21 protein-coding genes are annotated in these 21094 nt (G+C 68.5%); 19 read left to right on the top strand and 2 right to left on the bottom strand.

Annotation, left to right across the window (positions count from 1 at the left end; translation table 11 throughout):
- Window positions 1-39 precede the first annotated feature (39 nt).
- The 10 genes from AAG565_RS05775 to AAG565_RS05730 all read left to right on the top strand — a co-directional run bounded on the left by AAG565_RS05775 (window position 40) and on the right by AAG565_RS05730 (window position 11550).
- Window positions 40-2139 carry a TonB-dependent receptor gene (locus AAG565_RS05775; protein WP_348818606.1) on the top strand — a complete coding sequence of 700 codons (2100 nt, stop codon included), beginning with the start codon at window positions 40-42 and terminating at the stop codon, window positions 2137-2139.
- Between the two features lie 159 nt (window positions 2140-2298).
- Window positions 2299-2736: a Zn-ribbon domain-containing OB-fold protein gene (locus AAG565_RS05770; RefSeq protein WP_348818605.1), complete on the top strand. Its 438-nt coding sequence runs from the start codon at window positions 2299-2301 to the stop codon at window positions 2734-2736.
- Window positions 2737-2743: 7 nt separating this feature from the next.
- Window positions 2744-3910 carry a lipid-transfer protein gene (locus tag AAG565_RS05765; RefSeq protein WP_348818604.1) on the top strand — a complete coding sequence of 389 codons (1167 nt, stop codon included), beginning with the start codon at window positions 2744-2746 and terminating at the stop codon, window positions 3908-3910.
- A 10-nt stretch (window positions 3911-3920) separates the two neighbouring features.
- Complete coding sequence (locus AAG565_RS05760) at window positions 3921-4889, top strand: alpha/beta fold hydrolase (RefSeq protein ID WP_348818603.1); 969 nt, start codon at window positions 3921-3923, stop codon at window positions 4887-4889.
- A 99-nt stretch (window positions 4890-4988) separates the two neighbouring features.
- Window positions 4989-5303 (top strand): hypothetical protein, encoded by a 315-nt coding sequence (locus AAG565_RS05755; RefSeq protein ID WP_348818602.1) that lies wholly within the window; start codon window positions 4989-4991, stop codon window positions 5301-5303.
- A 110-nt stretch (window positions 5304-5413) separates the two neighbouring features.
- A complete protein-coding gene (locus tag AAG565_RS05750) occupies window positions 5414-6904 on the top strand; it encodes a class I adenylate-forming enzyme family protein (RefSeq protein WP_348818601.1) in 1491 nt (496 codons plus the stop codon).
- Window positions 6905-6930: 26 nt separating this feature from the next.
- Window positions 6931-8346: an alpha/beta hydrolase domain-containing protein gene (locus AAG565_RS05745; protein WP_348818600.1), complete on the top strand. Its 1416-nt coding sequence runs from the start codon at window positions 6931-6933 to the stop codon at window positions 8344-8346.
- Window positions 8347-8372: 26 nt separating this feature from the next.
- Window positions 8373-8834, top strand: coding sequence for an SRPBCC domain-containing protein (locus AAG565_RS05740; protein ID WP_348818599.1), 462 nt, complete (start codon window positions 8373-8375; stop codon window positions 8832-8834).
- Window positions 8801-10165, top strand: a complete 1365-nt coding sequence (locus AAG565_RS05735; protein ID WP_348818598.1) for a CoA transferase — start codon at window positions 8801-8803, stop codon at window positions 10163-10165. The genes AAG565_RS05740 and AAG565_RS05735 overlap by 34 nt, the downstream gene beginning before the upstream one ends.
- Window positions 10159-11550, top strand: a complete 1392-nt coding sequence (locus AAG565_RS05730; RefSeq protein WP_348818597.1) for an amidohydrolase family protein — start codon at window positions 10159-10161, stop codon at window positions 11548-11550. Before AAG565_RS05735 ends, AAG565_RS05730 begins: the two co-directional genes overlap by 7 nt.
- On the opposite strand, the gene AAG565_RS05725 is transcribed toward AAG565_RS05730, so the two are convergent.
- Window positions 11540-12031, bottom strand: a complete 492-nt coding sequence (locus AAG565_RS05725) for a hypothetical protein (protein ID WP_348818596.1) — start codon at window positions 12029-12031, stop codon at window positions 11540-11542. The genes AAG565_RS05730 and AAG565_RS05725 overlap by 11 nt on opposite strands.
- Window positions 12032-12091: 60 nt before the next feature.
- Window positions 12092-12658, bottom strand: a complete 567-nt coding sequence (locus AAG565_RS05720) for an NnrU family protein (protein WP_348818595.1) — start codon at window positions 12656-12658, stop codon at window positions 12092-12094.
- Window positions 12659-12868: 210 nt separating this feature from the next.
- Here AAG565_RS05720 and AAG565_RS05715 point away from each other — a divergent pair, with 210 nt between their 5' ends.
- The 9 genes from AAG565_RS05715 (at window position 12869) to AAG565_RS05675 (ending at window position 21043) form a co-directional block, all read left to right on the top strand.
- On the top strand, window positions 12869-13879 hold the full coding sequence (locus AAG565_RS05715) for a Rieske 2Fe-2S domain-containing protein (protein WP_348818594.1): 1011 nt from the start codon (window positions 12869-12871) through the stop codon (window positions 13877-13879).
- Between the two features lie 22 nt (window positions 13880-13901).
- Window positions 13902-14225, top strand: a complete 324-nt coding sequence (locus tag AAG565_RS05710) for a 2Fe-2S iron-sulfur cluster-binding protein (protein ID WP_348818593.1) — start codon at window positions 13902-13904, stop codon at window positions 14223-14225.
- A gap of 18 nt (window positions 14226-14243) precedes the next feature.
- A complete protein-coding gene (locus AAG565_RS05705) occupies window positions 14244-14960 on the top strand; it encodes a helix-turn-helix domain-containing protein (protein WP_348818592.1) in 717 nt (238 codons plus the stop codon).
- Between the two features lie 61 nt (window positions 14961-15021).
- Window positions 15022-16305 (top strand): cytochrome P450, encoded by a 1284-nt coding sequence (locus AAG565_RS05700; protein ID WP_348818591.1) that lies wholly within the window; start codon window positions 15022-15024, stop codon window positions 16303-16305.
- An 84-nt stretch (window positions 16306-16389) separates the two neighbouring features.
- Window positions 16390-16554, top strand: a complete 165-nt coding sequence (gene rd, locus AAG565_RS05695) for a rubredoxin (protein WP_348818694.1) — start codon at window positions 16390-16392, stop codon at window positions 16552-16554.
- A gap of 4 nt (window positions 16555-16558) precedes the next feature.
- Window positions 16559-17035 carry a DUF2505 domain-containing protein gene (locus tag AAG565_RS05690; RefSeq protein WP_348818590.1) on the top strand — a complete coding sequence of 159 codons (477 nt, stop codon included), beginning with the start codon at window positions 16559-16561 and terminating at the stop codon, window positions 17033-17035.
- Between the two features lie 192 nt (window positions 17036-17227).
- Window positions 17228-18598, top strand: a complete 1371-nt coding sequence (locus AAG565_RS05685) for a DUF1329 domain-containing protein (RefSeq protein ID WP_348818589.1) — start codon at window positions 17228-17230, stop codon at window positions 18596-18598.
- 68 nt (window positions 18599-18666) lie between these two features.
- On the top strand, window positions 18667-19530 hold the full coding sequence (locus AAG565_RS05680) for an SDR family NAD(P)-dependent oxidoreductase (protein ID WP_348818588.1): 864 nt from the start codon (window positions 18667-18669) through the stop codon (window positions 19528-19530).
- A 16-nt stretch (window positions 19531-19546) separates the two neighbouring features.
- A complete protein-coding gene (locus AAG565_RS05675) occupies window positions 19547-21043 on the top strand; it encodes an aldehyde dehydrogenase family protein (protein WP_348818587.1) in 1497 nt (498 codons plus the stop codon).
- Window positions 21044-21094: the final 51 nt, after the last annotated feature.

Genomic DNA, 21094 nt, shown 5'->3' with positions numbered 1-21094 from the left:
CGTGCTATTCAAGCGCAACCTCTACGACGAATGAACGACATGACGATTCGAGGAGCGTGCTGCGGCCTGGTGCTGATGGTGGCCGGCGCGGTCCGTGCGCAGGAGCTGCCCGCCGAACTGAGTCCGGTCATCGTCATCGGCACCGCGCAGCCGCGCAGCGAATTCGAGATGCCGGCGTCGGCCGCGCGGGTGGACGCAAACGCGCTGCACGATGGCCGCGCGCAGATCTCGCTGGCCGAGAGCCTCGCGCGCGTGCCGGGCCTGACGGTGCGCGAGCGCAACAACTACGCGCAGGACCTGCAGATCCAGTCGCGCGGCTTCGGCGCGCGTTCGAGCTTCGGCGTGCGCGGCGTGCAGCTGCGCATCGACGGCATTCCGGTCAGCGCGCCGGACGGGCAGGGGCAGTCGTCGAGCTTCCTGATCTCGTCGCTGGACCGCGTCGAGGTGCTGCGCGGGCCGCTGGCCTATCTGTACGGCAACAGCGCCGGCGGCGTCGTCGCCGCGTGGAGCGTTCCGGTACCGGCCGCGACCGAGCTGCGCGCGCAACTCGGCGCGGACGGCGCCGGCACCTGGCGCATGGGCGGCGTCGCGGCGGACTCGTTCCTCGACGGGCGGCTCGGCTATCGCACCGAGCTGGCGCGCTTCCGCGGCAACGGCGAGCGCCCGCACAGCGCGGCCGAACGCACCCAGTTCGCCGGCCAGCTCGACACCGGCTTCGGCGGCGACCGGCAGCTACAGCTGCGCGTGTCCAGCCTGATGCAACCCGAGGCGCAGGATCCACTGGGCCTGACGCGCGCGCAGTTCGATGCCGATCCGCAACAGACCGATGCGTCGGCGATCACCTTCGACACGCGCAAGCGCGTCGAGGACCGCACGGTCGGTCTGCGCTACACGCAGCCGCTGGGCGCCGGACAGCGGCTGGAGCTGACCGGCTACGGCGCGCGCCGCGGCGTCGTGCAGTTCCAGGCCATCCCCAAGTCCGCGCAGCAGGCGCCGACCAGCGCCGGCGGCGTCATCGACTTCGACCGCGACAGCGTCGGCGCCGAAGGGCGCTACGTGCTCAGCCTCGCCGACTGGACGCTCAGCCTCGGCCTGCAGGCGCAGGCGCTCGACGAGGACCGGCGCGGCTACGAGAACTACGTCGGCGACAGGCTGGGCGTGCGCGGCGCGCTGCGCCGCGACGAGACCAACCGGGTCAAGGTGTTCGACCAGGTGCTGCTGGCCGAATGGCAGATGACGCCGGACTGGCTGCTGCTGGGCGCGCTGCGCCACAGTGCGCTGCGTTTCGCGTCCGACGATCACTACGTCACCGACGGCAATCCCGACGACAGCGGCCGGCGCGGCTACGACGCGACGATTCCGGCGCTGGCACTGCAGTACCGGCTCAGCGACGACGACCGCCTGTACGCGAGCTGGGGTGACGGCTTCGAGACGCCGACGATCAACGAGCTGTCGTACCGACCGGACGGCAGCAGCGGCCTGAATCTCGATCTCGACGCCGCGCGCAGCCGCAGCGCCGAGGCCGGCTGGAAGCGGCGACTGGGCAGCAGCGGTCTGTTCACGCTCGCCGCCTACGAGACGCGCACGCGCGACGAGATCGTGCCGGCGCTCAACAGCGGCGGCCGCACCAGTTTCCAGAACGCGCGCGGCGGCACGCGCCGGCGCGGCGTCGAAGCCGCGGCGGACTGGCGCTTCGCGCAGGACTTCAGCGCGACACTCGCCGCGGAGTACCTGGACGCGCGCTTCCGTGACGGCTTTTCGTACAGCAGCCGCGGCAGCATCGTCACCGTCGCGGCCGACAACCGCCTGCCGGGCGTCGCGCGCAGCAACGCCTTCGCCGAGCTGGGCTGGCGGCGCGGGCGCAGCGGCTGGTCGGCTTTCGTGGAAGGCCGCTGGTCGTACGACGTGCCGGTCGATGACGTCAACAGCGATGCGGCCGGGCGCTACGGCGTGCTGGGCGCGCGCGTGATCTACGCGCGCAGCGCGGGCTGGGGCGAGTACCGGACCTTCCTGCGCGGCGACAATCTGCTCGACCGCGACTACGCCGGCTCGGTGATCGTCAACGAGGCCAACGGCCGCTTCTTCGAGCCGGGCGCCGGACGCTCGCTGTTCGCGGGTATCGAGCTGACGTTCCGGTAGTTTCCAAGATCGATGTCATGCCCGCGCAGGCGGGTATCCAGCATTCGCAGCGGCTTCTGGATTCCCGCTTTCGCGGGAATGACGGGGAATCACCCGTTTGAGGCAGGCGCCTGCGTCGCGCGCGCCGCTATCGTCGTGTCGAAACGCGAGAACCCGCTCATGACCCAGACTCCCGACGCGCCGCAGCCGGCGCCCAAGCCCACGCGCATCGCGCCGATCGTCACGCCCGACGCCAAGTTTTTCTGGGAAGCGGCGGATCGCGAGGAGTTCGTCGGCCAGAAATGCGCTGACTGCGGCCGGTTCACGTTCCCGCCGCGGCCGATGTGCCCGCACTGCCACAGTCTCAAGCGCGAGATCGTCCCACTGTCGGGTCGCGGCAAGGTGATTTCGTGGACGCTGCCGCGGCATCCGCCGCCGTTCGGCTTCCGCGAGCCGCCGATCATCGCGGTCATCGAGCTGGACGAGGGCATCCGCTTCGTGTCGAACGTGGTCGGCACGACGCTCGACCAGATGCGGCACGACATGGCGGTCGAGGTGCTGTTCGAACCGACGATGAACAATCACAAGGTGCCGGTGTTCCGGCCGAGCGCGAAGTAGGACCCCCATGGCACGCACCTTCCACGAAGCCGCGATCGCCGGCATCGGCGCCACCGAGTTCTCCAAGGAGTCCGGCCGCAGCGAGCTGCAGCTCGCCGCGGAGTGCTCACTCGCCGCCTGCCAGGACGCCGGCGTCGATCCGCGCGACATCGACGGCATGATCACCTTCACGATCGACAACAGCGACGAGATCGGTCTCGCGCGCTGCCTGGGGGTGAAGGATCTGGCCTATACGACGCGCATCCCCGGCGGCGGCGCCGCTGCGGCCGCGACGATCTACCAGGCGATGGCGCTGGTCAACGCCGGGCTGTGCAACAACGTGCTGATCTGGCGCGCGATGAACGAGCGCAGCCAGTACCGCTTCGGCCAGAACCCGACCAACATGCAGGGCTACACCGGCGGCCACGGCACCGGCACGCTGCTGTGGTGCATTCCCTTCGGCGCGATGACGCCGGCGAGCTGGGCGGCGCTGTCGGCCGGCCGCTACATGCAGAAGTACGGCGTCACCAACCGCGACCTCGGCTACGTGACGGTGCAGCAGCGCGCCTATGCGGCGACCAATCCGGCGGCATGGTTCTACGGCAAGCCGATCACGATCGAGGATCACCAGGCCTCGAAGTGGATCCAGGAGCCGACGCTGCGCCTGCTCGACTGCTGCCAGGAGTCCGACGGCGGCGTCGCCATCCTCGTCACCAGCCTCGAACGCGCGCGTGACCTTCGGCAGAAGCCGGTGCGCATCCTCGGCGCCTGCCAGTCGATCCCGTACAACGTCGAGGTCATCTCGAACTTCTACCACGACGACCTGACGGTCATGCCGGAGGCGCACGGCGTGGCGAAGCGTCTGTATCGTCAGACCGGCCTGCGTCCGACCGACATGCAGGCGGCGATGATCTACGACGCCTTCACGCCGCAGGTGCTGATGCAGCTGGAAGCCTTCGGCTTCTGCAAGCCGGGCGAGGCGGCGGACTTCGTCAAGTCCGGCGCGCTGGCGCTCGACGGCCAGCTGCCGACCAACACCCACGGCGGGCTGATCGGCGAGGCCTACATCCACGGCATGAACAGCATGGCCGAAGGCGTGCGCCAGGTGCGCGGCACCTCGGTCAACCAGGTGCAGCGCGTGCAGCACGTGCTGGTGTCGTCCGGCATGGCCGGCGCGATCCTGGCGAAGGACTGACGCAGTCCCCGTGCGCGAGCCCGTCCAGCTCGGACTCGACATCGGCGTCGAACTGGCCGGCGAGTCCGCCGTGCAGGTCGCGGCGACGGTCTGGCTGCCGGACGACGCCGCGCACGCGCGGGCGCTGCTGGTCTGCCTGCCCGGCGGCAACATGAACCGCCACTACTTTGATCTGCGCCCTGACGATGGCGACGAGACCTTCTCGTTCGCCGCGCAGATGACCGCGCGCGGCTTCATCGTCGCCGCGCTCGACCATCTGGGCCTGGGCGACAGCAGCAGGCCACAGGATGGCTGGCAGCTGACGCCGGACCTGCTGGTCCGCGCCAACGCCGCGGCAACGCGCCAGCTGAGGTCGCGTCTGCACGCCGGCCGCCTGGCGCCGGACGTGCCGAGCCTGCCGACGCTGCCGAGCATCGGCGTCGGCCATTCGATGGGCGCGATGCTGACGATCCTGCAGCAGCACGCCGAGCCGTCCCATGCGGCCATCGTGCTGCTCGGCTTTTCCACGCGCGGCCTGCCGGAATACCTGCCGCCGGCGCTGAAGACCGTCGCCGATCCGCTGAGCGTGCGACCGCAACTGCTCGAACACGCCCGCCGCATGTTCGGCCAGCCCTACCCGGTCATTCATGGCCGCGGCGGCAATGGCGACAACGCCGAGCTGTTCGGCAGCCGCAAGGCCGATCCGCGCGGGATCCAGGCGCTCAAGCGCGCCACCGACTGCGTGCTGCCGATCCCTGCCGTGATGTCGATGATTCCGGGCAACGTCGCCCCCGAAGCCGCCGCGCTGGCCGTGCCGGTGTTCCTGGGCATCGGCGAGCGCGACATGGTCGGCCCGCCGCACCAGGTGCCCGCAGCGTTCGCCGCGAGCCGCGACCTGACCCTGTACCTGCTCGCCGAGACCGGGCACAGTCATTTCCTGTTTCCGGCGCGCACGGCGCTGTTCGACCGGCTGTCGGCCTGGGCCGACGCGGTCCTGTAGGGCAGCCCCCGCGGCCTCGTGCAAGTGGACGGTGCCGGACCGGCGCCGCTCGCCTAGAGTCGCGCGATACTTCGTTCTGGACTTTGCAAGGAGACTGAGATGGCAGCGGTACTCAAGGCCGGCGCGCGCTTCAAGAGCGCGGTGTGCGACACGCAGGTGATGGTGGTCAAGGCGCCGGCCGGCGAGCACGACCTGCGCTGCGGCGGTGTGGAAATGATCGGCGCGACCGCCGCGGCCCCGGCCGGTGCGGTGCTGGATCCGGCGCACGCCGCCGGCACGCTGATCGGCAAGCGCTACGTCAATGCCGACGAGTCGCTGGAGCTGCTGTGCACCAAGGGCGGCCAGGGCTCGCTGTCGCTGGGCGGCACTGCGCTCGAGGTCAAGCAGGCCAAGCAGCTGCCGTCGTCGGACTGAACGGCCGGGAATCGGCAATGGAGAATCGGGAATCGTAGAAGCGACGGCACGAGATGCCGCTCGCTTCTTCCCGCACTGACGATTCCCCATTCCCGATTCCCGTCTTTACCATGAACATCTCCACCATCCTCGACATGGCCGCCGAAGCCTTCGGCGAGCGTATCGGCGTCGTCGCCGGCGACACGCGCTACAGCTACGCGCAGCTGCGCGAGCTGGCGTATCGTGCGGCGCGGCGCTTCAAGGCCAGCGGTGCGCGCTATGTCGCGCTGCTCGACGTCAACAGCCCGGCGGCGCCGGTGGCGCTGTTCGGCGCGGCCTATGCCGGCATTCCCTACGTGCCGGTCAATTACCGGCTGACGCGCGCCGAGATCAACGAGCTGCTCGCGCGCGTCGCGCCGGCGGTCGTGGTCGTCGGGCCGGAGCAGCGCGCGCAGATCGACGCGCGCGCCGACCTGCAGCTGCTCGATCGTGCCGAGCTGCTGAGCCTGCCCGATGACGGCGGCGAGGTCCCGGTGCCGGAGGAAGATCCGCGTGCGGTGGCCGTGCAGCTGTTCACCAGCGGCACGACCGGCAAGCCCAAGGCGGCGATCCTGCGCCACGAGAACCTGATGTCGTACATCGTCGGCACGGTCGAGTTCGCGTCCGCCGACGAGAACGACGCGATCATCGTCTCGGTGCCGCCGTACCACATCGCCGGCATCTCGGCGGTGCTCAGTTCGACCTACGCCTGCCGGCGCATGGTGCAGCTCGAAAGCTTCGAGCCGAAGTCCTGGCTCGCCGCCGCGCGCGCCGAGGACATCAGCAACGCCTTCCTCGTGCCGACCATGCTGCAGCGGATCGTCGAGCATCTCGACGCGAGCGGCGAGGCACCCGATCTGCCGGCGCTGCGTGCGATCGCCTACGGTGGCGGCAAGATGCCGCTGTCCACGATCCAGCGCGCGATGGCGCTGTTCCCGAACGTCGATTTCACCAACGCCTACGGCCTGACCGAGACCAGCTCGACGATCGCGGTGCTCGGCCCCGAGGATCACCGCGCGGCCTACCAGAGCGCCGATCCGCAGGTGCGCCGCCGCCTCGGCTCGGTCGGCAAGCCGGCCGCGGTCGAGATCGAGATCCGCGACGAGTCCGGCCAGGTGCTCGGTCCCGAGCAGGCGGGCCTGGTGTTCGTGCGCGGTCCGCAGGTGTCGGGCGAATACCTGTCGCTGGGCAGCCAGCTCGACGCGGACGGCTGGTTCCCGACCAAGGATCGCGGCTACCTCGACGCCGAGGGCTATCTGTTCCTCGACGGCCGCGCCGACGACGTCATCGTCCGCGGCGGCGAGAACATCTCGCCGGGCGAGATCGAGGAGGTGCTGCTGTCGCACCCCGCGGTGGCCGACGTTGCCTGCGTGGCGATGCCGGACGAGCAGTGGGGCGAGGCGGTCGCTGCGGCGGTCGTGCTCAAGGACGGCGCCAAGGCCAGCGCGCAGGAACTGCAGGAACTGGTGAAGGGCAGGCTGCGCTCGTCGCGCGTGCCGCAGAAGATCGTGTTCAAGGACGCGCTGCCGTACAACGAGACCGGCAAGGTGCTGCGCCGCGTGATCCGGCAGGAGTTCGCCTGATCCGCGCCGTCCGGAGGAGCGAGGCGATGAGATCGAGGATCGGTGCGGGCATCGCGCTGCTGGGAACGTTGCTGGCGGGCTGCGGTTCCGGCGGGAATGGCCAGCCTGCGGCGGCGCCGTCCAACGTGCCGGTGCCGGTCGTCGTCGGTCCGATCGGCGACGCCGGATTGCAGGGCCATGCCCTGTGGGACAGCTGGTACGACCTCGCCGAGCTCGGCTACGCGGAGGAGGAGTACTTCGTCTCCGGCAGCGCGAAGAGCCACGCCGATCCGGCGCAGTCCGCGGCCTACACGACCCGCATCCTCGTGCGCCGCCCGCTCGACGCGACGCGGTTCAACGGCACGGTGATTCTCGACTGGGTCAACGTCACCGCGCAGTTCGAGAACGCGGTCGATACGCTGGAAGCACACCAGCTGTTTCACCGCGACGGTTACGCCTACGTGCACGTCAGCGCGCAGGCCGCCGGTGTCTGCTGCACGCCGCTGACACCGCAGGTCTGGGATCCGGTGCGCTACGCGGCGCTCGACCATCCGGGCGACGACTACGCCTTCGACCTGTTCTCGCAGATCGCGCAGCTGATGAAGACGCCGGGCGAGATCGACCCAATGGCGGGTCTGCCGGTGCGGCGCGTGATCGCCGTCGGCCAGTCGCAGTCCGGCACGCGCCTGCGCGACTACCTGATCGAGGTCCAGCCGCAGGCGCGCGTGATCGACGCCTTCCTGATCCATGCCGACGGCGGCGGGGTGAAGACCTACCCGGCCGATCCGGCGGTGCCGACGATCCAGCTGCTCAGCGAGCGCGAGGCGACGCCGGATGCGCCCACCGTCACGCGCAACTACCGGTTGTGGGAGATCGCCGGCGCCGCGCATCAGGACTTCTGGATCGGCGTGCACCAGGTGCAGGGGCAGGGCCCGCGCGCCGTCGGCGGCGTCCAGCGTCCCGCGTCCGCGGACGAGGATCTGCACGTGCAGGCCGGCAACTACGGCGAGCAGGTCGATCCGGGCCAGTTCGTCTGCATCGTCGAAGGCACGCAGTTTCCGCTGCGCTATGCGGTGATGGCGGCGATCCACTACCTCGATCGCTGGGTACGCGACGGCACGCCGCCACCGCAGGGGCCGCGCTACGAATTCGATGCCAGCGGCAGGCTCGCACGCGACGCCGACGGCAACGCGCTCGGCGGCATCCGCCTGCCGCCGATCGAGGTGGCGGTGGCGAGCTACCGGTCCGACCTGTGCAATCTGGGCGGCATCACGATTCCGTTCACCGAACCGCAGCTCTGGCAGCGCTACCCGACGCACGCCGACTACTACTGCCGGATGCAGGCGGCGACCGCGCGCTCGCTTGCCGAAGGCTTCCTGCTGCCGGAAGATGCGGCCGACCTGATGCAGCGCGTCGAGCAGTCCGCCAACCGCTGGCCCGTGGCCGGCGCGCGCGACTGCTGAACCTCAACCACCGACACGGTATCGCCATGTTCGTCATCGACAAGACCGTCGAGATCGCTGCGCCCGCCGCGGTGGTCTGGGACGTCATCACCGACCTCAAGCGCTATCCCGAGTGGAACCCGTTCTGCCTGGCCTGCGAATCGACCCTCAAGCCGGGCGATCCGATCGACATGACGGTGAAGCTGATGGCACGGCCGCAGCGGCAGCGCGAATGGATGCTCGAGTACGTCGAGGGCCGGCGCTTCGCCTACCGCATGAAGCCGGTGCCGCTGGGGGCGCTGTCGAGTTTCCGTTCGCACGACGTCGAGGCGCTCGGCGCCGACCGCACGCGCTACCGCTCGTACTTCCATCTCAAGGGCTGGCTGCGCGGTCTGGTGCTCGGACTGTTCAGGACCAAGCTCGAAGCCGGATTCGCCGGCATGACCGACGCCATCAAGGCGCGCGCGGAAATGCTGTGGGCGCAACGACAGAAGACGCCGGCGGTCTGAGCGCCGCCGCTTACGCGTGCCAACTGCTGGCTGATCTGGCGATCGCGCCGCTGCGCGCGCCGGTGTGCGCGGACGAGCATCCCGCAGTGGGCTGGGCACGCAGCGGCCTGATGGCGCTGACCGGTGCCGCCGAAGGCGCGCCGCAGCTGTGCCCGGTGCCGCTGACCACCTGCGCCGACGGCGCGCTGGCCGCATTGGCGAGCCTCGCGCCGGCCGGCGCCTTCGACGGTCTGCGCGGCGCGCAGCTGCTCGCCGAGCGCGCCGCGATCGCCGGTCATACCCGCCAAGGGCGCATCGCGCCCGGCGGCGCCTGCCGGCTGTTCGACACGCAGGACGGCGCGATTGCGCTCAATCTGACGCGCGACGACGACTGGAGCCTGCTGCCGGCCTGGCTCGAAACCGATGTCGCGGCCGACTGGGAGGCGCTCGCCGCCGCGCTGCGCAGCCGCACGATGCACGACCTGGTCGAGCGCGGGCGCGAACTCGGCCTCGCCATCGCACCGGTCGTGCCGCCGCTGACCAGAACCGCGCCGTGGTTCGAGTGGACGGTGTCGGCGCCGCGCCGGATGGCAGCCGCTGCGCGCCGGGCCCGTGTCCTCGACCTGTCCGCGCTGTGGGCCGGCCCGCTGTGCAGCCACCTGCTGCAGCGCTGCGGCGCCGACGTGGTCAAGCTCGAAAGCACGCGCCGCCCGGATGGCGCGCGCCGAGGGCCACCGGCGTTCTTCGACCTGCTCAACGCCGGCAAGCGCAGCGTCGCGCTCGATTTCGCCACCGCCGCGGGCCGCGCGCAGCTGCATGCCCTGGTCGCGCGCGCCGACATCGTCATCGAGGCCTCGCGCCCGCGCGCGCTGCGCCAGCTCGGCATCGACGCCGAGCGGCTGGTGCGCGAACGTGGCGACCTGATCTGGGTCAGCCTGACCGGCTACGGTCGCGCCGAGCCGCGGGCGCAGTGGATCGCCTACGGCGACGATGCCGGCGTCGCCGCCGGGCTGTCGTATCTGATGCGCGCCACGACTGGATCAGCGATGTTCGTCGGCGATGCGATTGCCGATCCGCTCGCCGGCCTGCATGCGGCGCTCGCGGCGTGGTCAGCCTGGCGGTCTGGCGCTGGGCACTTGATCTCGATCGCGCTGGTGGATGTCGTGCGCCACTGCATCGGCTTTGGCGCGCCCGCGAACCTCGACGGCTGGCGCCGCCGCGCGCAGCACTGGAGCGCCCTGATCAGTCAAGACGAGCCCCGTGCGCCGACCGCGCGCGTTGCCGACGGTGTCGCGCCGGCGCTGGGCGCGGATCACGCGGCCGTGTTCGCCGAATGGGGACTCGCATGCTGATCCAGCGCGCCGAGATCGCGCCGGGCGAGATCGTCGATGTGCGCATCGCCGGCGGACGCATCGCCGAGCTCGCGCCGCGGCTGACGCACCACGTCAACGAGGAACTCATCGACGCCGCCGGTCATGCGCTGCTGCCGGGGCTGCATGACCACCATATCCATCTGCGCGCGCTGGCGGCGTCGCTGGCCTCGGTGCGCTGCGGGCCGCCACAGGTCGAGGATCTCGATCACCTCGCTGCCGCACTGCGCGCGGCCGACGCGCGTCTCGGCCCCGGCGACTGGCTGCGTGGCATCGCCTACCACGAGTCGGTGGCTGGCGAACTCGACCGCGCTGCGCTCGATGCGCTGCTGCCCGATCGCCCCCTGCGCATCCAGCATCGCAGCGGCCGGCTGTGGATGCTCAACAGCGCCGCGCTCGACGCACTCGCACCGGATGCCGACGCGCCGCTCGAATCCCGCGACGGCCGCTGGACCGGCCGGCTCTACGATGCCGACGACTGGCTGCGCGCGCGGCTGCGCGGCACGCCGCCGAGCCTGTACGCCGCGAGCCGCTGGCTCGCCAGCCGCGGCGTCACCGGCGTCACCGACACGACGCATCACAACGGCGCGATCGAACTGCACACGTTCGCGCAGGGCCGACGCAACGGACAGCTGCTGCAGCACATCCGCCTGATGGGCAATGCCCAGCTCGATGCCTGCGCCAACCTGCCCGGCACTCAGCGAGGCGAGCACAAGTTCCACCTGCACGAACACGACTTGCCGGACATCGACGGGCTGGTCGCGGCAATCCGCGCCAGCCACGCGGTCGGACGTTGTGTCGCGTTTCACTGCGTCACGCGCACCGATCTGGTGTTCGCGCTGGCGGCGCTGCGCGAAGCCGGGCCGCTCAAGGGCGACCGCATCGAACACGCCGCGATCGCGCCACCGGAACTGGTCGACGAGATCGCGGCACTGAACCTGATCGTCGTCACCCAACCCAACTTCATCGCCGAGCGCGGCGACGACTATCTGCGCGACGTCGATGCCGCCGATCAGCCGTGGCTGTACCGCCTGCGCGGCTTCGTCGATGCCGGCGTTCCGCTCGCCGGCAGCACCGATGCGCCCTTCGGCGAGCCCGATCCCTGGGCGGCGATGCAGGCTGCAGTCAGCCGACGCACGCCGGCGGGTATCGTGCTCGGCGGCGCCGAAGCACTCGACCCGCACGCGGCGCTGGCGCTGTTCCTCGCCCCGCTCGAAGCGCCCGGCGGCGCGCCGCGCCGCGTCGTCGCCGGCGCGATGGCCGACCTGTGTCTGCTCGATCGGGCGAGTGACAGTCTGCACGTCGATCCGTCTGCAGCGCGCGTCCGCGCTACTTTCATCTCGGGAAAGCTCTGCTTCAGCGCGTAGCTTCGGTGTCGGCCGGGGTTTGTTCGGTCTTGCGGTAAACCTGCGCATCTTGGTCCCAGACGTGGCGCACCCGTCGGCTCGCGCCGGGACAACACGATGCATCGCCCGGCTTCCACTGTCCCGTCGACAACACGATCGACGTTTCCGAGACCTGCTCAAGACGCACGCCATAGAGGTATGCCTCGGCAAGGACGATGCGCAGGTCGCCACTGACGCAGGCAAAGACGATCAGGTGATCAATGCTGCCGGTGCCGGTCAGATGGTTCGCATTCGCCACGAGCAGACGGCGATGCGGGCCGATGGGCTGGTCGTGCGTGATCGTCGTCTCCCAGTCACAACCGAGATCGCCGTCCTCATAGCAGCCGACTCCTTGGGACAGCCTCTCCGTACTCGCTGCCGGTTCGATCGTGGCGAGCAGCCGGCTCGGCGAGAAATGCTGAAGATCGCCGCAGCTCGGTGCGCCGTAAGCGCTCAGGGGCATCGCTGCGACACACAGCGCAACGGCGATGCCTGACCTGAGAGCCAACGTTTCCCTCGCAGGCTAGCGCGGCATCAGCGGTACGCCGGCGATCCAGACGTGCGAGTAGACGAGCACCGCAGTCAGCACGAGGCCGATCGCCGCGCTGATCGCGGTCTTCGCCGCGCCCACCGGCGCCGGCTTCTTCCACGCGCCGTCGCGGCGGTTGATGAAGATCACTTCCAGCACCGCCCAGGCGAGCAGTCCGGTGAACAGGACCACGGAGCGAACTTCGCCATTGGAGAGCAGGTGGGCGACGGCCCAGAGCTTGACGCCGGTGAGCTGGGGGTGGCGGATGAACTGCTTGATGTCGGTCGGCGCCCGTGCGCTGATGAACAGGATCACGGCGAACGGCATCAGCAGCATGGTGACGTGGCGCAGGAACGCCGGTGGGTGCCACAGTGCGGTCGGCAGCGTCGATTTCCAGCCGGCGACGATCAGCACCAGCGCGGCGACGATCAGCAGTGAGAACAGGCCCTTGTACGGCATCTCGCCGATGCGGCCGATCAGGCCGGCGCGGGCGTCGGCGCCGATGGACTTGAACAGGTGCGTCGCCGCCCACAGCGCGATTCCCGCAATCAGCAGCAGCATGATGCATCCCCCGGTGGCAGTGGCTGCGGGCGAGCATACTGACGCGCCAGCCCTTTGTCCCGTCGCGCGGGTGAATTTGTGAACGACCATCACCTAAATGGGTGAGGACGGGGTCCCGGTCCGGCGGCAGGATGCGGTCCACAGCACAAAGCCGGCATGGGGCCGCGCTCGCACCGTCAAGCACCGCAAGCCGCAGGAGGGCTCGCTGCCATGGGTACCATCGATCTCAAGCAACTCCTCGAATCGCAGACGCTGGAGCGCGCGCCGTTCCCGATCCCGGCGGGCTGGTTCTTCATCGACTACTCGGACGCGCTCAAGCCGGGCGAGCTGCGCAACGTGTTCGTCTTCGGTCAGGAGTGGGTGCTGTTCCGCACCGAATCCGGCAAGCCGGGCATGTCGGACCCGTACTGTCCGCACCTGGGCGCGCACATGGGGCATGGCGGCAAGGTCTGCGGCGAGCATCTGCGCTGCCCGTTCCATCACTGGGAGTACGACACCGCCGGCTGGTGCAAGGCGATTCCCTACGCCAAGCTGATGCCGCCGATCACCAAGAAGCAGGCGATCCTGCGCACGCTGCCGATGGTCGAGAAGTACGGGATGATGTGGGCCTGGTATCACCCGCAGTGCGAGCCGCCGAGCTTCGATCTGCCATACATCCCGGAGATGGAGGACGCCAGCGGCTACGCCGGCACGCGCCGCGGCACGTGGACCGCGAACACCTGCATCCAGGAGATCGCCGAGAACGGCGTGGACGTCGCACACCTGAAGTTCCTGCACGGCGCGCCGATGATTCCGCCGGTCGAGGCGACCTACGACGGCCCGCGCATGAAGCTGGACATCGGCAAGGGCTACATCGTCGGCGACATGTACGGCCCGGGGCTCAACGTCATGCGCTTCACGCAGGAGGGCGTCGTCGCGACGATGATTTCGTACTCGGTGCCGGTCGCCAAGGACAAGACGCAGATGAACATGTCCTTCCGTCACGTCGATTACCCGGCGGGCACCAAGGAACTCGCGATCTCCAAGAAGCTGATCGACCACATGATCGGCGCCGCCGAGGGCGAGGAGAGCGCGGGCTTCGAGAGCGTGGACTTCATCGTCTGGAACCACAAGAAATACCGCCCGAACCCGCTGCTCTGCGACGGTGACGGCCCGGTGCTGCAGTTCCGCAAGTGGTTCCGCCAGTTCTATCCGGGCTTCGAAGGCTCGGCCAAGGCCTGACGTTCAGCAGGGAGAGCCGACGATGGCCGTGGTGCGTGTGACGGGCCGTGACGGCGTCGAGCGGATGCTCGATGCGGCCAACGGCAGCCAGCTGATGGACACGCTGCGCGATGCCAACACCGGCATCGACGGCACCTGCGGCGGCATGATGTCCTGCGGCACCTGCCACGTGTATGTCGATCCGGCCTGGGGGGACAAGCTGCCCCCCAAGTCGGACGACGAGCAGATGATGCTCGATGCGATCGGCGAACTGGTGGAGGTGCGGCCGAACTCGCGGCTGTCCTGCCAGATCCAGGTCAGCGCCGCGCTCGAAGGGCTCGAACTGGAGATCGCGCCGCCGGTGTAGGCGCGGGATGGATCGACGATGAGCGCGTCCGCACAGCGTGCAGCGATGTGTGCAGCCGACCCGGTGGCGGCACCGCGCGTCGGGCGCCCGCCGCGGGTGAACGCGCAGGCGATCATCGACGCGGCGATCGAGATCGGGCTGGACGGCGTGACGCTCAAGCAGGTCGCGGACCGGCTCGGCGTCGCTGTCGCCACCTTGTACCGGCATGTGCGCAACCGCGACGAACTGGTGCGGCTCGCCGCGTTCCGCGTCGCGCTGACGCGACGCCTGCCGGCGCCGCACTCGAACAATGCGATGCACTGGTCCGAGATCGCCACCGGCTATGCCGAGAGCCTGTTCGAATCGTTCACGCGCGAGCCGCAGCTGATCCACGAGCTGGTGCGCGGCCGCCTCGGCCCGGACGTGGAGATCGACTTCGTCGAGCAGTTCATGGCGGCGCTGCGGCCGCATGGCTTCAGCGCGGCCGAGTGCATCCGTCTGCACCATGCCGTCGCCATGCTCGCGATCGGCGCCGCCGCGGGTGCGTCCGCGGTGCTCGCCGGGCAGGCGCGCGGACTGCCGATGGCCGCCGCCATGCGCCGCGCGCTCGAAGAGCGCGATCCGGCCGAGCTGCCGCTGCTGCGCGCGTCGCTGGCCGAATACCTGAACGTCGATCCCCGGGCCTGGTTCGCGGCGCTGCGCAATCTGCTGGCCGGATTCGCGCTGGCGCGCGGCGAGACCCTGCCCGTCGCCTGAGATCCCGGATGCCTAGTTCCGCGCAGCGCGCCGGAACACCGAGTGAGAGGAGAACCGCGTCATGACTCAAGCCGCAACGGTCGCCGGGCGTGTCGAGATCAACGCCCAGATCTTCAACCCGTATTCGAAGGACTTCATCCGCAACCCGGATCCGGTCTGGCAGACGCTGATCCGCGACTACCCGATCGCCTGGCACAAGGATCTGCAGATGTGGATCGTCAGCAGCCACGAGCTGTGCGACCGCATGCTCAAGGACAACCGCTTCACGCCCAATTTCCGTGCCTGGGAGCTGGCGCCGCCGCCCAAGGCCGAGGCGGACAAGAACGACTTCGATCTCGCCTTCGAGAAAGGATTCTTCGCGGTCAGCCCGCAGGAGCACCTGCGCCTGCGCAAGCTGACGATGCCGGCGTTTTCCAAGCCGGTGATGGGCAAGATCGACGCGAAGATCCGCGATCTCGTCGTCGGCTGCTTCGACGCGATCGGAGACGCCGAGGAGTTCGACGTCTATTCCGCGCTGGCGGTGAAGATCCCGGCGCGTTCGATCGCGCGCATGGTCGGCGTGCCGACCGACATGGAGGATTTCTTCCACGAGTTCGCCGTCAACGTCATCAAGTCCACGCGCATCAACCTGAGCGCGAAGGAGCGCGAGGCGTCGATGCAGGCGACGCTGCCCGGCTTCAAGTATTTCCGCGAGGAGATCGCCCGGCGCCGCGCGCTGCCGCAGCCCGGCGATGACTTTCTCGGCAGCCTGATCGCCGCGCGCGAGAACGGCTCGCAGCTCGACGACTACGAGATCCTGTCGGTGATCTTCGCGCTGATCACCGCGGGTTCGGACACCGCGACCGACCTGCACACCTACCTGCTGCACGCGCTGCTCAGTAACCCGGACCAGCTGGCGCTGCTCAAGCAGAAGCCGGAGTTGATGGAGAACGCGATCATCGAATGCCTGCGCTGGGGCTCGTTCGGCAAGGTGCCGTTCTTCCGTTTCGCCACCGAGGACATCGAGTTTGCCGGGCAGCTGATCAAGAAGGGGCAGGCGATCGGCGTGAACATCCAGGCGGCCTGGCACGATCCGGCGAAGTGGGAAAACCCGCTCAAGCTCGACATCACGCGCCGCCTCGACGGCAACATCGTGTTCGGCGCCGGCGCGCACTTCTGCATCGGCACCTACCTGGTGCGCGTGCAGGGCAGCCTGATGCTGCAGGAATTCATGAAGCGATTCCCCGATGCGACGCTGGCCGATGGTGACGGCCGCATCGACTACGAGTGGACGCACCACAATGCGCGGCGCATCAATCGCCTCATCGTGAAGACCAACCGCCAGGCCGCCCGCAAAGCCGCGTAGGGCCAATATGGAGAACAGGATGCTTGTATTGAAAGTCGCGGCAGGGATGCCGCGTTCTTGTGCAGGACGCACACGGTGAGCGTCATGGGAAAATGGATCTGTGTGATCTGCGGCTACATCTACGACCCGGCGGTCGGCATCCCCGATCACGGCGTGGCGCCGGGCACGGCCTTCGAAAGCCTGCCGGCGGACTGGACCTGCCCGGAATGCGGCTCTCCCAAGGCGTCATTCGAACCCTACGAGGGCTGAGGCGATGAAGCACGAAATGCAGGCGCGCTATCCGGCGCCGGCCGACGTCGTGATCCGCATGATGACCGACCGCGAGTTCCACACGCGCCGGCTGGAGCGGCTGGGCACGAGCAGGTATCGCGTGCTCGAACATGCCTTCGACGGCCAGGACTTCCGCATCCGCATCGAGCGGCACGTGCCGGTGCGGATGCCGGGACTCAAGGGCGGCGCCGAGACGGTCGTGGTCAACGAGGAACGCTGGAACGTGGCGACGCGTGCCGGCAGCGTGGTCGTCGAAGCCGGCGGCATGCCGGTGCAGATGTCCTGCACGACGCGCATCGCCGACGACGGCGACGGCTGCGTGCTCCGCTTCGACTGGGACATCGATGCCTCGATTCCGCTGGTCGGCAAGACCCTGGAGAAGTTCATCGTCGCCGACATGGAGCAGCGGGCCGAAGGCGAGACGGCGGCCGGAATCAGCCTGCTCGACGCCTACCGCTGACGGACGCTCGCACGGAGGCCCGCCTCGCGGGGATACTCGGTTCGGGTGATGTCGCCCGCGGCGGGCCGATTACCATGTCGGCATCTGGCGAAGGCCGGTTGCGTCGGTGGGGGCTGGCAGCGCGCGCAAGCGCCGGACGGCCCGGTGACGGGCCAGGAACCTGCACAGTCGTATTCCTTCGAGGAGAGCTCAATGAAAAGCAAAGCGTTTCTGGCGGCCTGCGCGCTGGCCTGTGGTCTCGGCCTGCCGCTGGAGGGAGCCTGGGCCAAGGTTACGGCCGAAAAGGCGGCAGAGCTGAACGGACCCAAGCTGACCTGTATGGGCGCCGAGCGCGCCGGCAGCGCCAGCGGCATCCCCGAGTACAGCGGCAAGTGGGTCGGCAAGTGGCCGGGCGTCAAGAATGACTATGGCTACGACCCGGGTCCGTATGCGGACGAGAAGCCGCTGTTCACGGTCACCGCGCAGAACATGGCGCAGTACGAGGACAAGCTCACCGAGGGCCAGAAGGCGCTGCTCAAGCAGTACCCGCAGTCCTACCGCATGAACGTCTATCCCAGCCACCGCGACTTCGGTTTCAAGGATTGGGTCTGCGACACGACCAAGAAGAACGCGGTGACGGCGGAGTTGATCGACGACGGCCTGGGCACCACCGGCACCGGCGGCACGATTCCGTTCCCGTTTCCGGCCAGCGGCCAGGAAGCGGTCTGGAACATCATCAACCCGCACCGTGCATGGACCGAGAAGGCGGTGTGCGACATCGCCGACGTGTATGCCAATGGCAGCATCGCCTGGGGACGCAACATCTTCAAGACGATGAACCTGATGAACGATCCGAAGGAGCGTCGTCCGTACACCGACAAGATCAACGCCTACTTCTTCACCAGCTACCTGCTGCCGGAGCGCGACAAGGGTTTCACCGGCGTCGGCTTCCAGCCGAACAACTTCAAGAAGGATGCGACCCAGGCCTGGCAGTACCAGCCGGGCATCCGCCGCGTGCGTCAGGCGCCGGAGGTCTGCTGCGACTACCCGGTGCCGCCCGCTGGCCTGCGCACGGTGGACGACGACTACGTCTTCAACGGCTCGCCCGAGCGCTACACCTGGAAACTGGTCGGCAAGAAGGAGATGTACGTGCCGTACCACAACTTCAAGATCAACGATCCGGCGCTCAAGTACGCGGACATCATCAAGCCCAATACGATCAATCCGGACTACGTGCGTTATGAGCTGCACCGTGTCTGGATCGTCGAGGGCTATCTGCGCGACGGGTATCGGCACATCTACTCCAAGCGTCGCCTCTACGCCGACGAGGACACCTGGCTGGCGCTGTGGGCGGACAACTACGACGCGCGCGGCGAGCTGTGGCGCGTGGCCTTCGTCAACTACTTCTACTCGCAGGAATCGGCCACCTTCCACCGCGGCACCTCGGTCTATCACGACCTGACGGCCAAGGCCTACGAGGCCGGCTACATGGTCAACGAGCGCGGCAACGACTGGTGGCGCATCAATGTGCCGCTGTCACCGCAGGAATTCAGCCCGCAGGCGGCGGCGCGCGGCGGACACTGAGTCGAACGCTTCGCGTTACTTTCAAACGGGGCGGGCTTCGGCCCGCCCCGTACACGAATGAGGGTTTCATGAAGAATGCGTTTATTACCGGTGCCAACGTCGGCCAGGCCAACCTGCTGGCCAAGGCGCTGGCGCAGCGCGGCTGGCGCGTGTTTGCCGGCGTTCTGCCGGGCGCGCCGACCGATCTGGTGACCGGCGGCAACCTGACGGTCGTTGATCAGGACGTCTCGAACACCGAGTCGGTGCGCCGGAGCGCCGAGATCGTCACCAGCGCGCTCAAGGGCGACGGTCTCGACTTGCTGATGAACGTCGCCGGCGTCGCCAACATCGCCGTCGGCGTGCTCGAAGGTGCCGATTTGCAGCAGGCCGAGCGTCTGTTCCACATCAACATGTTCGGCCAGCTGCGCGTGATCCAGGCCTTCCTGCCGCTGCTGCGCAAGAACGCGCCGGGCTCGCGCATCGCCAACTACAGCTCGGGCGCGATCATCGCCAACCCGGTCGGTGCCGGCATCTACAACATGACCAAGCACGCGATCCACGGCATGACGCTGACCCTGCGCCACGAACTCGCGCCGTTCGGCATCCAGGTGACGTCGATCATTCCCGGTGGTGTGCTGACCGGCATGTCGGCGAACTCGCACGAGAACACCAAGAAGACCTGGGCGATGCAGCCGGAGGAGATCCGCAAGGTGTACGAGCCGCTGCGCAACGTGATGTGCCAGGTCCTGCCGGACATGCTGGAAAAGACCGGCAGCACGCCCGAGCAGGCACTGGAGGGCACGCTCAAGATCCTCGACAAGAAGAAGTGGGCGCCGATGGAGCTGCTCGGCAAGGACGTCAAGCCGATGGGCGTCATGCGCCGTCTGCTGTCCGACGGCCAGCTCGAAGCCATCATGCGTTCGACCTTCAAGATCCCGGCGGCGGCGCGCTGACGGCCCGGAGAGAGACATGAATGCCGTACTCAAGGAATCGAACCGTTTTCAGCCGCTGTTCGACCGGCTGACGGTCAAGGCGCAGGAGCTGGCGCTGACCAGTGCCGAGCAGCGCGCCGAGAAGATCCGCAGGCTGCTGAAGGCGACGCTGGATGCGCGCCCGGCGATTCTGGAGGCGGCGCACAAGGAGCTGCGCGTCAACGCCACCGACGTCGATGCGCAGCTGCTGATGATCAAGTCGGAGGCCGAGTTCATCGCCCGCAATCTGGCCGGGTGGATGGCGCCGCAGCCGGTGCAGGGCTCGTTGATGACGCTCGGCAAGAAGAGCTACATCCGCTACGAACCCAAGGGCGTCGTCCTGCACCTGTCCACCTGGAACGCGCCGATCGCCGAGGCCTTCGTGATGGCCTATGGCGCAATCGCGGCGGGCTGCCCGTTCGTGCTCAAGCCGTCGGAGCTTGCGCCGCATTCGGCGCAGGTGCTGGCCGACATCTGCGCGAAGGTGCTGCCGGATGACGAGCTGGCGGTGCTGATCGGCGCGGCCGATGTCGCATCCGACCTGCTCAAGCTGCCGTTCAATCACATCTTCTACATCGGCGGCCATGCCGTCGGCCGCATCGTCATGCGTGCGGCCGCGGAGCACTTCGCCACCGTGACGCTGGAGATGGGCGGCAAGAATCCGGTGATCGTCGATGCCAGCGCCGACCTCGACGAGGCGGGCCGCAAGATCGCCTGGGGCCGCGTCGCCAACGCCGGCCAGGTCTGCCTGGCACCGGACTACGCGCTGGTACACGAGAGCATCGCCAAGGACTTCGTCGCCTCGCTCGGCAAGCACATGACGGCGATGTACAACGCCGACGGCAAGGGCTTCCAGAAGTCCGGCGACCTGCCGCGCATCGTCAACCGCCGCCATTTCGACCGCATCAAGGGCCTGCTCGACGATGCGCTGGCCCGGGGTGCGACGCTTGCGTTCGGCGGCGAGACCGACGCCGACGACCTGTATATCTCCCCGACCGTGCTGACCGGCGTCACCGAGGACATGCGCATCATGCAGGAGGAGATCTTCGGGCCGATCCTCTGCGTGCTGCCGTTCAGGCAGCGCGAGGAGGCGATCGCGACGATCCGCCGCCGGCCCAAGCCGCTGGGTTCGTACATCTTCGCCAAGGATCGCGCGGCGATCGACTGGTTCATGGCGCGCACGACCTCGGGCAGCCTGGTCGTCAACCACAACCTGATCCAGTCCGGCACCAATCCCTACCTGCCGTTCGGCGGCGTCAACGCCAGCGGCATCGGCCGTGTCGGTGGTCGCTACACCTTCCTCGAATGCTCGAACGCGCGTTCCGTGGTCGAGGATCAGTACCCGGCGGGCGATCCGAACATCATGTTCCCGCCGTACTCCGACAAGTACAAGAAGATGATCGCGCAGCTCCTGTCCAAGGAAATCAAGATGCCGGACGCCGCGATCAACCTCATCAACGGCATCATCAAGGTCACCGGCGCGTTCAAGCGGTAGCAGCACGCCAGACGCAAACGAAACGGGCCGGGAATGCGGCCCGTCTGTTCA

The organism is Fontimonas sp. SYSU GA230001, from assembly GCF_040066175.1.
Taxonomy (GTDB): domain Bacteria; phylum Pseudomonadota; class Gammaproteobacteria; order Nevskiales; family Nevskiaceae; genus Solimonas.
Note: the sequence above shows the minus strand (reverse complement) of the source record. Positions and strands in the feature narration are given on the sequence as shown.